13 protein-coding genes and 1 other annotated feature are annotated in these 15,323 nt (G+C 33.5%); of the genes, 1 reads left to right on the forward strand and 12 read right to left on the reverse strand.

Going from position 1 to position 15,323, the window contains the following annotated elements:
- Nucleotides 1-16: 16 nt before the first annotated feature.
- The 5 genes from purH to BM120_RS05275 all read right to left on the reverse strand — a co-directional run bounded on the left by purH (nt 17) and on the right by BM120_RS05275 (nt 4,695).
- A complete protein-coding gene (gene purH, locus BM120_RS05255; protein ID WP_091993865.1) occupies nt 17-1,549 on the reverse strand; it encodes a bifunctional phosphoribosylaminoimidazolecarboxamide formyltransferase/IMP cyclohydrolase in 1,533 nt (510 codons plus the stop codon).
- Between the two features lie 60 nt (nt 1,550-1,609).
- The gene (gene purN, locus BM120_RS05260; RefSeq protein ID WP_091993867.1) at nt 1,610-2,203 is read right to left on the reverse strand and encodes a phosphoribosylglycinamide formyltransferase; all 594 of its coding nucleotides are present in this window, start codon (nt 2,201-2,203) and stop codon (nt 1,610-1,612) included.
- Between the two features lie 17 nt (nt 2,204-2,220).
- Nucleotides 2,221-3,303, reverse strand: a complete 1,083-nt coding sequence (gene purM, locus BM120_RS05265; protein ID WP_091993868.1) for a phosphoribosylformylglycinamidine cyclo-ligase — start codon at nt 3,301-3,303, stop codon at nt 2,221-2,223.
- A 142-nt stretch (nt 3,304-3,445) separates the two neighbouring features.
- A complete protein-coding gene (gene purE, locus BM120_RS05270) occupies nt 3,446-3,922 on the reverse strand; it encodes a 5-(carboxyamino)imidazole ribonucleotide mutase (RefSeq protein ID WP_091993869.1) in 477 nt (158 codons plus the stop codon).
- A 365-nt stretch (nt 3,923-4,287) separates the two neighbouring features.
- Nucleotides 4,288-4,695: a MarR family winged helix-turn-helix transcriptional regulator gene (locus tag BM120_RS05275; RefSeq protein WP_091993871.1), complete on the reverse strand. Its 408-nt coding sequence runs from the start codon at nt 4,693-4,695 to the stop codon at nt 4,288-4,290.
- A 168-nt stretch (nt 4,696-4,863) separates the two neighbouring features.
- On the opposite strand from BM120_RS05275, the gene BM120_RS05280 reads away from it, so the two are divergent.
- The gene (locus BM120_RS05280) at nt 4,864-5,652 is read left to right on the forward strand and encodes a YaaA family protein (protein ID WP_177187376.1); all 789 of its coding nucleotides are present in this window, start codon (nt 4,864-4,866) and stop codon (nt 5,650-5,652) included.
- A 93-nt stretch (nt 5,653-5,745) separates the two neighbouring features.
- Here BM120_RS05280 and argH read toward each other — a convergent pair whose 3' ends face one another.
- The 7 genes from argH to BM120_RS05315 form a co-directional block, all read right to left on the reverse strand.
- Nucleotides 5,746-7,125, reverse strand: a complete 1,380-nt coding sequence (gene argH / locus BM120_RS05285; RefSeq protein ID WP_091993875.1) for an argininosuccinate lyase — start codon at nt 7,123-7,125, stop codon at nt 5,746-5,748.
- 16 nt (nt 7,126-7,141) lie between these two features.
- Nucleotides 7,142-8,356 (reverse strand): argininosuccinate synthase, encoded by a 1,215-nt coding sequence (locus BM120_RS05290; RefSeq protein WP_091993876.1) that lies wholly within the window; start codon nt 8,354-8,356, stop codon nt 7,142-7,144.
- 186 nt (nt 8,357-8,542) lie between these two features.
- Nucleotides 8,543-9,415 (reverse strand): transporter substrate-binding domain-containing protein, encoded by an 873-nt coding sequence (locus BM120_RS05295; RefSeq protein ID WP_091993978.1) that lies wholly within the window; start codon nt 9,413-9,415, stop codon nt 8,543-8,545.
- A gap of 259 nt (nt 9,416-9,674) precedes the next feature.
- Nucleotides 9,675-9,880, reverse strand: a binding site (T-box leader).
- A gap of 116 nt (nt 9,881-9,996) precedes the next feature.
- Nucleotides 9,997-11,337, reverse strand: a complete 1,341-nt coding sequence (locus tag BM120_RS05300) for a redoxin domain-containing protein (RefSeq protein WP_242941567.1) — start codon at nt 11,335-11,337, stop codon at nt 9,997-9,999.
- Entirely contained in the window at nt 11,319-12,452 is a 1,134-nt protein-coding gene (locus tag BM120_RS05305) for a tetratricopeptide repeat protein (RefSeq protein ID WP_091993878.1), read from the reverse strand. The genes BM120_RS05300 and BM120_RS05305 overlap by 19 nt, the downstream gene beginning before the upstream one ends.
- A 28-nt stretch (nt 12,453-12,480) precedes the next feature.
- Nucleotides 12,481-14,289 carry a B12-binding domain-containing radical SAM protein gene (locus BM120_RS05310; protein ID WP_091993879.1) on the reverse strand — a complete coding sequence of 603 codons (1,809 nt, stop codon included), beginning with the start codon at nt 14,287-14,289 and terminating at the stop codon, nt 12,481-12,483.
- 1 nt (nt 14,290) lies between these two features.
- Nucleotides 14,291-15,262 (reverse strand): hypothetical protein, encoded by a 972-nt coding sequence (locus tag BM120_RS05315; RefSeq protein ID WP_091993880.1) that lies wholly within the window; start codon nt 15,260-15,262, stop codon nt 14,291-14,293.
- Between the last annotated feature and the right edge of the window lie 61 nt (nt 15,263-15,323).

Below are 15,323 nucleotides of genomic sequence, written 5' to 3' on the forward strand. Positions count from 1 at the left end.
CCAAATTTTTGTGATTTTAGTGTTTAAAATGTCTTGTTCCTGTAAATACCATAGTGATTCCCAATTCATCACAAGCCTTGATTGAATCCTCATCTCTTATTGAACCACCAGGCTGTACAATAGCACTGATACCATATTCTGCTGCCAATTTCACACAATCATCAAATGGGAAAAATGCATCTGATGCTAGTACCGCCCCCTCAAAGCTCTTTTCGTCCTTGTTGTTGACAATCGCATTGCTCAATGCCCATATTCTTGATGTCTGTCCACACCCCATTGCAAGAGTTTGTCCATCCTTCACGATAGCGATCGCATTTGATTTTAAATTTTTCACCACTTTCATTCCAAAATCCATATCATTTATTTCGGCTTCTGTAGGTTGCTTTACAGTCACTACATCAAATTTTTCTGTTAAAACAGTATCTTTATCCTGAAGAAGTAACTTTCCATCAAGATATTTCATATCAAATGGTTGTTTACTTTCTTCAATTTTTTGAAGCCTAAGAACTCTAAGATTCTTCTTTGTTTTCAATATTTCCAATGCTTCCGGCTCAAAATCATATGCAACAATTATCTCCAGAAAGATTGACTTTAACATTTCTGCAGTTTCTTTGTCGACAGTTGAAGTTATTCCTACAATCCCTCCGAAAATTGAAACCTTATCGGATTCAAAGCACTTTGTATACGCCTCCAAAGAGTCTTTTCCTAGCCCAACACCACAGGCATTTGCGTGCTTAATAGCTACGGCACAAACCTTATCTGAATCCTTAAATTCTCTCATAAATTCAAGGCAGCCGGCTAAATCATTGATATTGTTAAATGATAGCTCTTTTCCATTCAATTGCTCATAATTTAATATTGGATTTTTAGCATTCGGTTGCTTGTACAAAAATCCTCTCTGATGCCCGTTTTCTCCGTATCTTAGTTCTGTTTCTTTCTCGAAAGTCATATTTAGTATTTCAGGATATTTATCTCCTACAACACCGGCAAAGTATGAAGATATCAATGCATCATATCTTGCCGTTGTAGAAAATGCCTTATATGCAAGTTTTCTTCTATCTTCCAGAGATAATCCACCATTTTCTAATTTTTCTACTACCATTGAATAGTCATCTATGTCCACGATTACCGTAACATCCTTGTAGTTTTTTGATGCCGATCTTATCATCGAAGGACCGCCGATATCAATATTTTCGACTATTTCTTCATGAGATTTGCCACTGTTAACTGCTCCTTCAAAGTCATAAAGGCTCACTACAACTATATCAATTGGATTGATATTCAATTCCTCAACAGTATCGACATGAGTCTGAATATCCCTTCTATAAAGGATTCCTCCATGAACATATGGGTTTAGAGTCTTTACTCTTCCATCTAAGATTTCAGGAAAATTTGTAACATCTTCTACTTGAATAACATTAACACCATTTTCATACAATTTTTTATAAGTATTTCCTGTAGATATTATTTCATATCCAAGCTCATTTAATTTTTGACCAAATTCTACTACACCTGTCTTATCTGTAACACTGATTAAAGCTCTTTTCATTGTATACAACCTTTCTTTATCTTAAAATATATCATTTTTCAAGCCTATCATATTGCCATACTAATCTTGAACAAATACCAATCTACCTACAACTTTTATTTTATCATCACATATTTTTTTAACTGATTCTTTAAGTATTTCATGTTCAACCTTCAATACTCTCTTTTGTAAATCCTCTGCTGTATCAGTAGGTAAAACCTCAACTGTTTTTTGAGTTATTATCGGTCCAGTGTCAGCATTTTCATCGACAAAATGAACTGTTGCCCCACTTACCTTTACCCCATATTTAATTGCAGCCTCATGAACTCTCAATCCATAATACCCCACTCCACAAAACGAAGGTATCAATGATGGGTGTATATTGATAATCTTGTTTTCAAATGAATTTGTAAATCTACTGCTCAATATCTTCAAAAATCCTGCCAATACAACCAAGTCTATCTCTCTTTCTCTTAATGCATTGATTATTTCTTCTTCATTATTCGAATAAATGGATTCTATATTATGTTTTTTCGCCCTTTCTAATCCAAAGGCGTCCTTTTTATTTGAAATAACTACTGCTATCTCTCCGTTTATTTCTCCTTGCTCAACTGCATCAATCAGCGATTGTAAATTAGTTCCACCACCAGAAACGAGTACTCCAATTTTCTTCATTGTAAAATCCTTTCCGACTATTTCTCTAAAAATTCCACTCCATCATGCAAATCAGTTACTTTACCGATTATATAAGCTCTATCTTGCATCAAATCCTTATATTTGTCGTCTACGTATTTTACATTTTCACTTTCTCTACTATTGATAAAGTCTACCAGTCTATCCGCATCCTTTTCGTCAACTATCATTACCAGTCCTATCCCCATGTTAAAACTCTTATGAAGCTCTCTTGTCTCAACTGCATTGAAGCTTTCAATCAACTTGAAAATTTCAGGCTTGTCCCAAGAATTAATATTGATATCAAGACCAAGCCCCTTTGGAATTACTCTGACAATATTTTCAACCAGACCTCCACCTGTAATATGAGCAATAGCTTTTACTTCACTATTTCTTATAGAGTCTAATGCTAAATTTACATAAATCTTTGTAGGAGTCAACAATGCTTCGCCAAGACTCATTCCAAGAGAATCTACATGCTCACTCAAGTCCATCTTATACTCATCTAAAAAAATCTTTCTAACAAATGAAAATCCATTACTGTGAACGCCACTTGAAGAAATGCCGACTAATACATCACCTTTTTTTACATTTTGTCCGCTTAATATTTTGTTCTTGTCTGCAATTCCTATGGAAAATCCTGCCAAATCGTAATCTTCTTCACCATACATGCCTGGCATTTCTGCAGTCTCGCCACCGATTAATGCACATCCGCTGATTTTACATCCATCAGCGATTCCACCGACTACCTTTTCTATATGCTCTGGTACTAATTTACCAAGTGCGATATAATCCAAGAAAAACAATGGCTTTGCTCCCTGACAGATCAAATCATTTACACACATAGCAACCAAATCGATACCTACAGTTTCATGTTTGTCCATCATCTGAGCTATCTTCAGCTTTGTTCCAACTCCATCAGTAGATGCCAATAACACAGGTTCTTCATATCCCATAAATTCCTTTATAGAATACAAACCACTGAAATTTCCAAGATCTCCAATTACATTTGAATCATATGTAGACTTAATCTTGCCTTTAATTAAATCTACAGCTCTATTTCCCTCATCAATATCTACACCTGAACTCTTGTAAGTCAACATAATATTCTCCTTAAAACATTAAATAAACAATTTTTATTTACATATACTAGCTATTATTCTTATACTAAATAAATGTTTATTATTCACGTATACTAAATAAATTTTTATTATTCACGCAAAATTAGTCATTGTTTATACAAAATTAACTATTCAAAGACCTATCATCATCTAATACCTTTTGTGCCATTTCAAGCCTATACCTCTTTAATTGTTCTTTTATTTCCGGATATTTTATAGAACCGATCTGAAGAGCCATCAAAGCTGCATTTAAGCCTGAATCTATAGTGACAGTTGCAACCGGAATACCTCCTGGCATCTGAACCATAGATAAAAGAGAATCCAAACCGTCCATAGTGGATGATTTGATTGGGAGTCCAACTACTGGAATTAATGTTTGTGCCGCTACAACACCCGGCAAATGAGCAGCCTTTCCTGCCGCCGCTACAATCACATCTACATTTCCCTCAATTTCTTCAAGGAATTTTGATAATTCAACTGGAGTTCTATGTGCTGAAAGAACTCTGACAGCTATATCAACTCCCATTGCTTTAATCAATTCAATACCACTTTCCAATTTGGGAAGATCTGATTTTGATCCCATAATTACCGCAATTTTCATATTATCTCTCCTTTAAAAAATACAAATAATGGTAAATAATTCATATTATATACACCATTTATATACTAAATATTCTATTATATACGAACTTTATAATAAAATAATAACTTAATATACAGTTTTTTTCAATAGTTTTTTACCAAAAATCAAAAAAGTAGACAAAATTTTTGCCTACTTTTTGAATTATACATTTTTATTTTTTAATAAATAGTTTTATATAGCAATATACTGATAAAACAAATATACTATTTTGACGGATAAAGCATTTTTTGAACAGTTTTGTCAGATACTGAATTATGACCACCTACAACTAACGCAGCACCACATTTTTCTATATACCAGGAATCTAATACTATATTCACTAGTTAAGATCCAAGCTTCTTTAATAGCCTAAGCAATTCTTCCTTTTCATAGTCTTTCAATCTCGCCAACTCTTCTACTATCAATTTTTCGTTCATTGGATACACTTTTTTAATGATATCCCTTCCTTTTTCAGTCAAACTCAAAATATTACTTCTCTTGTCGTTTGAAGCCTTTCTTTTTGTAATAAATCCATTTTTTACCAAATTTCCAACAACAACAGGAATGGTACCATCTGTACTCAATATTGAGTCCTTTACGCTACCAACAGACATATCCCCCTTGTGATACAGTGCCTCCAAAACTGCGAATTGACTTAATGTTAGTCCATTTTGCTTGCATAAAAAAGCTGTCTTTCTATTAATTTTATTTACAGTCCTATTTAGACCTATTATTAATTTCAATTCAATCATACGTAACCTCTCACTTTTTTAGACCTTTACAACATCTCTATTTATGATATCATATTAATGTAAAAAATTAAAATAAATAATCGATAAAATGTGTGATTTTATAAAAAATTAATAAAGGCTTTATAATTAATTAATAGCTATAGGTATTATATGAAAGAGAGGGACAATATGATTACAATAATTTCGCCTGCAAAGGGATTCAATAGCTTTGACTATCACGACTACAATATAATAAAAAAAGAAGACGTATCGCTTCCTCATTTTCTGGAAAACGCAAAAGAAATAGTAGGCAATTTAAAAAGCTTAGCTATTGATGATATATGCAAGCTGATGAAGACAAATGCGGAAATAGGGTCACTAAATCACGAAAGATACAAAGGCTTCAAATTTGACAAGAATGGAATACCAGCGATACTGGCATATGAGGGTATGCAGTACACAGCAATTAAGGCTTCAGATTTAAATCGAAGCGAGCTATTTTATGCTAATGACCATATCAAAATATTATCTGGTCTATACGGAATATTAAGCCCACTAGATTCAATATATCCGTATCGCTTGGAAATGTCTACAGGGCTAGCAATAAATAAAACAAAAAATCTTTATGAATATTGGAATAACCTTATTTTCGAGCGAATTAAAAATGATTTAAAATCGCATAATGACAAGATAATCCTAAATCTAGCCTCTGATGAATATTCAAAAGTAGTAAAAAAATATTTGGATAATGAAGCTACATTCGTTACTTGCTCGTTTAAAGCAATTAAAAACAATAAATTGACCACCCATTCAACAATTTCCAAACCGGCGAGAGGAAAAATGGTTAATTATACCATTAAAAACAGAGCAGATAGTATTGAAATGATTAAAAAATTTAACTATGATGGATTTTCATTCCATAGTGAAATTGTATCAAAAAATGGAAAAATCATAGAGCTAATATTTGTGAAAATGTAACTATTAAGCCATTTTCTTTAATATAACACAATAGGGATGCATGAAAATATGCTACAGTTCAAATGAACCTGAACTGTAGCATAAAGAGAGATACTATATATCCTTTAAAAAAATACTTATCACATTAATATGTTTTTTTACAGACTCTATACTAGGACCACCTATCACGTTTCTCTTACTTACACAGGTAAATACGCTTATCTCCTCATACACATCTTCTTCTATTAGATTGCAGTAAGCCTTATATTCTTCAAGTGATATGTCATCCAAGGTTTTGTCTTTGTATATGCAGTCCAAAACAATTTCTCCTGTTATCCTGTGAGCGTCTCTAAATGCAACACCCTTCTTGACTAGATAATCAGCCAAATCCGTCGCATTTGTATATCCTCCACAAGCCGCTTTATGCATATTTTCTTTTCTTATTTTCAAGGTGCTGACCATTGGAATCATAATTGATAAGCATTTTATCCATGTCTCTACACCATCAAATAAGCATTCCTTGTCCTCCTGCATATCTTTATTATACGCAAGTGGTAAGCTCTTCATTGTAGTCAATAGAGATAATAAATCACCGTAAACTCTGCCTGTTTTTCCTCTAATCAGCTCTGCTGCATCAGGATTTTTTTTCTGAGGCATCATTGAGCTACCTGTGCTATATGCGTCATCTATTTCTACAAATCCAAATTCCTGACTTGACCACAATATTAGCTCCTCGCACAATCTACTCAAATGCATCATACCTACACTTGCATTGCTCAATAAGTCAATTGCGTAATCCCTATCGCTTACTCCGTCAAGTGAATTAAATGTCGGACTAGAAAACCCTAATAGTTCTGTTGTATATTGCCTATCTATTTCAAATGTGGTCCCAGCCAAAGCACCACTTCCAAGCGGATTTGTATTATGAATTTCAAGCCATGATGACAATCTCAAATAATCCCTTTTTGCCATTTCTACATATGCCATTAAATGATGTGCCAGAGTTATGGGTTGTGCTCTTTGAAGATGAGTGTATCCCGGCATCACGGTATCGATATTATCTTCTGCCACTTTAATCAAGGTTTTAATCCATTGCTTTAACAGCTCTTGAATATTTATTACAGCATCTCTTGAGTATAGCTTTAAATCTAAGGCAACCTGATCATTTCTACTTCTAGCAGTATGAAGCTTTTTTCCAGCTTCGCCTATCTTATTAGTCAAAAGCACTTCTATATTCATGTGAATATCTTCATTTTTTGTGGAAAACTCCGCTTTTCCACTCTCAATTTCACATTCTATTTCCGTAAGTGCATCTACTATTTCCTCACATTCCTTGTCTGATATTATTCCAGATTTTGCCAGCATTGTCGCATGAGCCTTACTACCGATAATATCAAAATGATACAGCTTTTTATCAAAACCTATCGATGAGTTAAAATCCTCCATCAATGAGTCCGTATTTTTTTCAAATCTTCCTCCCCACAGCTTTTTCATAATAATCTCCTTTTATTTAGAATAAATCTATTCCATTTTTTATCTTCATCCTTGCATTCATTTTTAGTGGCAAGCCGAATAAATTGATGAACCCTTCTGCATCCATTTGGTTATATACGTTGTCCTCACCAAAGGTAACTAGCTCCTCACTATATAGAGAATACGGTGATTCAGCTCCAACAGAATAGCAGCTCCCCTTGTACAGCTTCATCCTTACATCTCCTGTGCAAGTCTGCTGAGTACTTTCTATAAATGCGTTTAATGCCTCTCTCAATGGTGTATACCACATTCCATCGTAAACTAATTCAGAATACTTGATGGCAACTTGATTTTTGTACGACATTGTCGCTCTGTCTAAAACCAAGCTTTCTAAAACAGTATGTGCCTCCATCAATAAAGCTCCACCAGGAGCTTCGTACACACCTCTCGATTTCATTCCAACCAATCTATTTTCAACTATATCAAGAATACCCACTCCGTTTTTTGCTGCAATTTCATTGGCTTTTTCTAGTAACGCCAGCGGCTCCATCTTTTCTCCATTTATGGCAACTGGATTTCCTTTTTCAAAGCTTATTGTTACGTATTCAGCTTTATCTGGTGCATTTTCTGGATTTGTACAAATCAAGCAAAGATCATCAATTGGCTGGTTTGCAGGATTTTCCAAATCTCCTCCCTCATGACTTAGATGAAACACATTTCTGTCCATGCTATATGGTCTTTTTTTAGTTACCGGAACCTCTATTCCATGAGCATTTGCATAATCTATTGCATCCTCCCTAGACTTAATATCCCAAACCCTCCAAGGAGCAATTATTTTTGTATCCGGACTAAGTGCCTTTATAGATAATTCAAATCTAACCTGATCATTTCCTTTTCCTGTTGCTCCATGACAAATATAGTCAGCATTTTCTTTCATTGCAACCTTTACCAATTCCTTTGAGATTAGAGGACGAGCTGCCGATGTTCCCAGTAGATATTTACCCTCGTATTTTGCTCCAGATTTAATCATATTCCAAACGTAGTCCTTCGCAAATTCTTCCTTTGCATCAACTATGTAACACTTACCTGCTCCACTTTTTATCGCCTTATCATAAACTATATCTAATTCATCACCCTGCCCAACATCTACACAGACTGCAATCACCTCGCAGCCCTCATAATTTTCCTTTAGCCATGGTATTATTACTGATGTATCCAAGCCACCTGAGTATGCTAAAACTATTTTTGTCATTTTATTTTTCTCCTATCTCCTTTTAATATCCTATAAAGCTTAATTATTGCTTTTGAAGCTTTATTTTATAACTCTATTTACAATTTACTTCAATTCTATTTGCTATTTATTTCAACTTTATTTACAATTTATTTCAACTTTATTTGCCTTTTGCTTCAGCTCTATTTGTTATTTTATTTTTCAATTCTATTTTTCAGCGCTCTGCTGACCTGCTATATCAATATTTTTATTCAATATCTTGTCATATTCACCACTATCATGCAGCTCTTTTATCAATGAATTTACTTCTTTCAGTAATTCCTCATTATTTCCCTTTTTTAATGCTATTGCAGCTGTTTCTCCCGCATCAGAGGATGACAAGCCTTTGATATCCAAAACCTTTATACCTTCAAATTGCTTTTCATTGATTTTTGCAACTGTAGAGCTTGCAATTACCGCCTCAATATTTCCATTTTTCAAATCTGATACTAAATCAGGAATATTTAATAACGATTTTGTACTAGGAACCTTTAGCTTTTCCACTGCTAGTATTTCTTGAGTGCTCCCTTTTTGAACACCTATCTTTAATTGCTTTAAATCATCGACAGCTTCAGCTTTCTTATTAAAATCAGCCTTTACAATAAGTGAATTTGTACCAGTAAAATACACCTCAGAAAAATCTATTGTTTTCTTTCTTTCGTCAGTTGGCGTCATACCTGTTATCGCCATATCGATTTTGTCAGATACCAAAGCAGGAATCAGTGAATCAAAATCCATTGTTTTTATTTCTAGCTTTATACCGAGCTTTTCTGCTACTTTGTTTGCCAGATCAATATCTGCACCTACAACCTCACTTTTTCCATCAGTTGATTTAATAAACTCAAAGGGTGGATATCCAGGAGCAGTACCTACTACCAAGGTACCCTTAGCCTTTATGCTTTCAAGAGTGCTTTTAGAAGTCGCCTGTGTATCTGAATTACTAGCAGCTTTTTTGCTACACCCTATTGCAGTTATTGAAACGGTAGCGACTAACAAAGCTGCTAGCATTTTTTTTGTAATTTTTTTATTAAATAATTTCATATCCTTATCCTCCATATAATTATTTTCATTTTTATCATTGTGTTCATTTTCATATCCTACTCGCATCTAATGACAAGTATAAAAAAAATCTCTTGGAAAATATCCAAGAGACGATTAATCGCGGTACCACTCCTGTTGATAGTATAACTCAAATTATAACTTGGAAAATCAATAATTTCCGGAATATTATTGACAAAAATCTTATCATTCACATCACAGCTATTGCGATTTCGATAAAAAAAGTCCCTTGGCCATATGACCAAGAGACGAAAATTCCGCGTTACCACTCTATTTGATAGAACTACTATCCACTCAAACCCTTAAGGCGGGAAACCTGCCAGAATACTAAAATTTCCTCTAGCAACCTCCAAAGCTCTCTTCACTTCAGACTTCAGTATTGGACTCACACCATACTCCAACTCGCTTAAAATCCATCTGAGCTACTCTCTTTTTCATCGGCTTCTATATCTTGTTTGATTGATGTTTTTTATTATACTTAGATAAAAAAAGAATGTCAATAGCTTTTTAGTATTTTTTTTTTGAAAAATTCAAAAAACATTAAACTAAATAATGTTATTTTTCTAATTATTTGGCTTTCCAGTCAATACCTCTTGCAAAGCACTTTCCATAATTTCTTTAGTCATCATCCCGGCAATATGACCGTAAATATTTCCAGCTTTATCCACGAAAATTGTCGTTGGTAACGAATAAATGCCATATTTACCAAATACCTTTCCATCATTATCCATTAGAACATTATATGTTATCCCGTTGTCCTTAATAAACTGCTTCACTCCGTTTACATCCATCTCTCTACCTTGACCTGGTGCTACTACTCCTAATATCACAATATCTTTTTTATTATATCCCTTTTCCTCGTAAATTTTTTGAATATCGGGAATTTCTTTTTTACAAGGTGGGCACCAAGTAGCAAAAAAGTTTATAAATACAACCCTTCCCTTAAAATCATTCTTTATGTTAATTGTATTTCCATTTTGATCCTTTAGTTCAATATCGATCGACTCCACATTTGCTTGACTGCTGTCGGATCCTTTATCACTATTGGAATTACCACTATTTGATTCTCTATTGTCTCCAGCATCAGTATTTTTATTTGAAGAGCTTGCGTTATCATCGACTGAGCTTTCCTGCTGAGCCTGATTGTTAAATAGTGCTCCAAGCTTCTCGAATTTACCTAGAATCAGCAGGGCTCCTATTATCACCAAAATAATACCGCCGACTTTGACGATTTTGTTTAAAGCTGACTGTTTTCCCTTAATAAAGCTCAATGCTTCATTTGTAAAAATTCCCAAAATCAAAAATGGTATCAAAAATCCTAGTGAATATAATAAAATATATAGGTTACCGACATTGGAGCTAGATGCATTACTTGCCATTAATAATACAGCTGCTAGAGCCGGACCGACACATGGCGTCCACGCAAAGCTAAATCCAAAGCCCATAATAAAAGCCATTATTGGATTCATTTTTTTGTCGCCTATGCCCTTACTTACACCAAAATTTCTGTCAAGCAGACTAAGCTTCAATGCACCAAGCTGTTTTAAGCCAAGGAGTATTATAATAATACCACTTACAATTGAGAAGGCTCTACCTTGCTCTCTTATAACATTACCCAAGCTTGAGAAACCAAGTCCCAGGATAAAAAATGTTGTGGATATTCCAAGAACAAAGAAAAAAGTATGAAGCATTATTTTATTTCTGCCTTTTAGTTTACTGCTACCATCCTCAGCCTCTCCGGCCAAATAGCTCATATACAGTGGAATCAATGGTATCACACAAGGAGAGAAAAAAGAAATCACTCCTTCTAAAAATACCATCAAAAAATTAATGCTATTACCCAAATTAAATGTTCCTATAAAATCACATCCTTTTTCTCTATTTTTTACAATTGCTTCATGCAAGCAATTGTAACCTCGTCTAACGGATCTATTTCATATGCCCTTTCAATATAGTATTTCGCATCGTCATAATCTCCTATCTGAAGGTATGCCATTCCAAGATTACAAAGAATTTCAGGATTATCTTTTTTGAGCTTTGAAGCCTTAGTCAAATACTCAATCGTTCCATTTAAATTTCCTTCCTCTGCCAAGCACAAAGCCATCTCAACCAAAGTATCAACCTGAGTAGGTCTGATTATCAATATTTTTTCCAGATATCGCTTTGCATTTCTCATTTCTCCAATAGATTTATAAGCCAAGCTGATTATAAACAATAAATTCCACCAGTCCGGATTTTCTTCTTCAAGTGGCAATAGCAATTCCAAGCCTTCCTCTGCCCTCCCCTGAAAAACTAAATTATACCCTCTTTCGTAATTTACTTTATAATCTATTTTTTCTAGATTGTCCCTAATTTCAAGCACTAGACCTTCTTCCAAGCCAAGCTCCAATGCCTTCTCCCAAACCAATTTCGACTTAATAAATTGCTTTTGATTTAGATAATGAAAGCCTAGCTGATAATAGGCTAGAGCAAATGAATCGTCGATATCAATTATTTTTTCAAGACTGTTCAATGCTTCCATCAAAAAGTCATTCATTGCTATCAAATCTTCAGCTTTTTGATACCTGGCTGACATTTCCTGACATATTATCGAATATTGATACAATGCCATAACGTCATCTTGAGATCTTCTCAAATACGATTTTATATATGCCAGTGCATCTGTAATTTCTCCATTGTTAAACGATATATTAGAAATATACCCCAAATATGAAAGAATATCAAAATTTGTTTTTATAGAAAACGCATTAATAAATTTATCATATTCTTCATTATACACAAATTCACTGTCAATACCTTCCAAAAACAGCATGGCATCGACGATTGACATCATATTCAGCTCCTCTTGAGCCTTGTTTTCTTGTATTGATTTTACCAATACACTACTTTTCATGGGAACCTTCAAGCCATCTAATGGTACATCATAGCCATCCAGCCCCAATTCACTATTATTATTTATCGTTATAAAGACCAATTCCTCAGATTTGTCCAATATATATTTTTCAATTCTATCTCTCATATTCTTCCTCTCATACTTTATGCCAAGTCTAAATCTTTACTCTATATGTTTCCGATTTTTCAAATATTTTATCTATATCGTAAAAGAACAGCACAGATGTTTGAATTTCGCAAATTTCATCAAAGTAGACTTTTTCAAGCTTCCTATTGAGCTTTAATTTGTTTAATTTTTCCTTTATGCCTATAACATCATATTTAAATTCCTCGAAATGGACATGCTTGACAATGTTTTTAGCTGGTGTTCCAAAATACTTCGGCACGTATTTTCTTTGATTTTCCTCGTTTTGCAAAAATTTATGTCCCTTGTCTTTGTAATCCGGAACATCAATCCTATCAAAAAATGATGGTATTGTCGATTGTTTTCCCAGAGAAAGGTAATCAAATTTTACTAACTCCTTAAAAACAATAAATTCCTCACGATTTGAAATTATTTTTTTTGTAAAGTCTAATAATACCTCATAAAGCTTATTTTTGCCCAAAGAAATATCAAAATATCCATTTTCGTCAAAAAATCCTGAGAACTGTTCATAAAAAACGAACGGTCTATCATAATATCTAGCTATGATATAATCAATAGATACATTGAAATTTCCCGAGTTATAATATATTTCCAGAATCTCTTCTATATCTTTTAGCTTCAATATCTCATCATACGTTATAAATTTATTGGATAATATTTCATATGGTGGATAATCCTTATATTCATAATCAAATGTATCGGATCTATTTCTCAAACCAGTACCTTTTATCATCTTTAAAAATCCAAGCTGAAGGCATTCTGGATACAAGCCATACACATCATCAAATGACAATCCGAATCTATCGTAATCTTCAAATGGAAGCCCTGCAATCAAATCCAAGTGCTGATGAATATTTTTATATGATGATATTCTTCTTACGACCTTTGTCAATTTATCGAAATCATCAGTTCTTCCCACCGCCACAAGGGATTGCTCATTCGTAGACTGAACGCCGATTTCAAATTGAAAAAGTCCTGGCTTACAATCCTTCAAAAACATTAGCATTTCGTCATCCAGCAGATGAGCTGTTACTTCAAAATGATACGAGGTTTTTCCGTTATCGTTCTCCATCAAAAATTTCATTATATCTATCGCTATCTTCTTATTTGCATTAAAAGTTCTATCTATAAACTTGATCTGTGACACTCTAGCATCAATCAAGCTTTTCAGATCTGACTTTATTCTTTCGATACTGAAATATCTCAATCCCTTCAGGGTCGATGACAGGCAAAACTGACAGTTGAAGGGACAACCTCTCGATGACTCAAAATACACGATTTTATTTTCATATTCACTAACATCAATATTTCTATATGGACTAGGAATATCATCCAAATTTTCAATTAGTGGCATGGGGTCATTTGCAATCACATCACCATTTTTTTTGTAACAAATTCCTCTTACACTTTTTATATCCTTATTTTCGATGAAGTGTAGAATCAAATCTCTATAGATAACCTCACCCTCGCCAAACAAAATAAAATCTGCAAAGTTGTACTCTTCAATCAAATTTAGGTAATCATAACTCACTTCTGGACCACCAAGACATATAACTATTTCAGGTTTCACTTTTTTTATGTTGTTGCAAATTTTCTTTATATCGTCAATATTCCAAATATACGTTGAGAAAACTATCATATCAACATTCATCTTCACTATGTCTTTCATAATATAGTCTATTGAATTGTTTATAGTGTACTCTCTCAGCACCACCGAATAATCATCGCCCTCAAGATATCTGGAATATTCCCTAATATATCTAATCGCCAAATTTGTATGAATAAATTTGGAATTTAATGCTGTCAACAATACCTTCATTTTACCTCACCTCAAACGAGAATGTATATTTACCGGATTTTGAATCAACGATAATACTACACATATTTCCTTCAATTTTTTTTGAAATGACCCTTATAGAGCTTAGCACCGGATCATTTACTATATCTCCTACATTTTTTTCTAACAGATATTTAGGATTTGACCTCACAGAATATTGCTTCGATTGTATCGCAAAATTTCTAAGCCTTAATATATATTCAGCCATTTTTTCTATAAAGGAATCTTCATTCACGACCTCACTGTGCTTTAAAAATATCTTTTTCATATCAATATTATCGCCGTTAAATAATTCGGATATTAACCTCAAAAAAATATTTTTTCCCATTTGCTCGCTACAAAGGATATCCTTTATCTCAAAAAATACACCTTCCTTGTCAACCTCTGCTAAGCCCATTTTTCCCTTCAAGATATTTGTTAGCCTGTAAAAATTATTGATATATTTTATTTTTTCTCTTTGGAAAGAAATAAACTCTTTCTTATTCAGGCTAATAGGGTTTAACTCAAGTAAGCCATCCTTTAATCTATCCAATAACTCAATAATATCCTCGATCGAATTGATATTGATGGTCTTTCTTTTTAGGGATTCACGAAACACAAAATCGTAAATAAAAACGTCCATCATATATCCGTATTTCTTTTCATTACACCTATAGAATTTCGTGATTTTATCCGACAAATCCTCTAGCACTTCAAAATATGCTCCAAAGCTCTTTGATACAAGCACCAAGGGTATAAAAAAATCCAGTAGATAATCCTTTTTTTGAGAGCTATAGTATCTCATATACACGAGCTCATCAAATAATCTTTCATTATCAATCAGTATTCTCTTATTTTTTGCATCACAAAATAACACCTTTGAACAAATAAGTGCCAAATACCATTCTTCACTGCCCGTTTTCTGAAGCAAGGCTCTGTAGGTCCTTTTTATAAACTCGTCGTTGTTTTTTTCCATGACTTAATCTTACCCTTCCTAAAATTCTGATATTAAATATTTTACCACAAATTGCATAAAA

Source organism: Peptostreptococcus sp. D1 (genome assembly GCF_900112955.1).
Taxonomy (GTDB): Bacteria; Bacillota; Clostridia; order Peptostreptococcales; family Peptostreptococcaceae; genus Peptostreptococcus.

Bases quoted from the DNA above. Each gene is read 5' to 3' on its own strand.
- purH (WP_091993865.1), bottom strand. From the start codon at position 1,549: ATGAAAAGAGCTTTAATCAGTGTTACAGATAAGACAGGTGTAGTAGAA.
- BM120_RS05280 (WP_177187376.1), top strand. From the start codon at position 4,864: ATGATTACAATAATTTCGCCTGCAAAGGGATTCAATAGCTTTGACTAT.
- BM120_RS05305 (WP_091993878.1), bottom strand. From the start codon at position 12,452: ATGAGAGATAGAATTGAAAAATATATATTGGACAAATCTGAGGAATTG.
- purN (WP_091993867.1), bottom strand. From the start codon at position 2,203: ATGAAGAAAATTGGAGTACTCGTTTCTGGTGGTGGAACTAATTTACAA.
- BM120_RS05290 (WP_091993876.1), bottom strand. From the start codon at position 8,356: ATGACAAAAATAGTTTTAGCATACTCAGGTGGCTTGGATACATCAGTA.
- BM120_RS05315 (WP_091993880.1), bottom strand. From the start codon at position 15,262: ATGGAAAAAAACAACGACGAGTTTATAAAAAGGACCTACAGAGCCTTG.
- purM (WP_091993868.1), bottom strand. From the start codon at position 3,303: ATGTTGACTTACAAGAGTTCAGGTGTAGATATTGATGAGGGAAATAGA.
- BM120_RS05310 (WP_091993879.1), bottom strand. From the start codon at position 14,289: ATGAAGGTATTGTTGACAGCATTAAATTCCAAATTTATTCATACAAAT.
- argH (WP_091993875.1), bottom strand. From the start codon at position 7,125: ATGAAAAAGCTGTGGGGAGGAAGATTTGAAAAAAATACGGACTCATTG.
- BM120_RS05295 (WP_091993978.1), bottom strand. From the start codon at position 9,415: ATGAAATTATTTAATAAAAAAATTACAAAAAAAATGCTAGCAGCTTTG.
- BM120_RS05275 (WP_091993871.1), bottom strand. From the start codon at position 4,695: ATGATTGAATTGAAATTAATAATAGGTCTAAATAGGACTGTAAATAAA.
- purE (WP_091993869.1), bottom strand. From the start codon at position 3,922: ATGAAAATTGCGGTAATTATGGGATCAAAATCAGATCTTCCCAAATTG.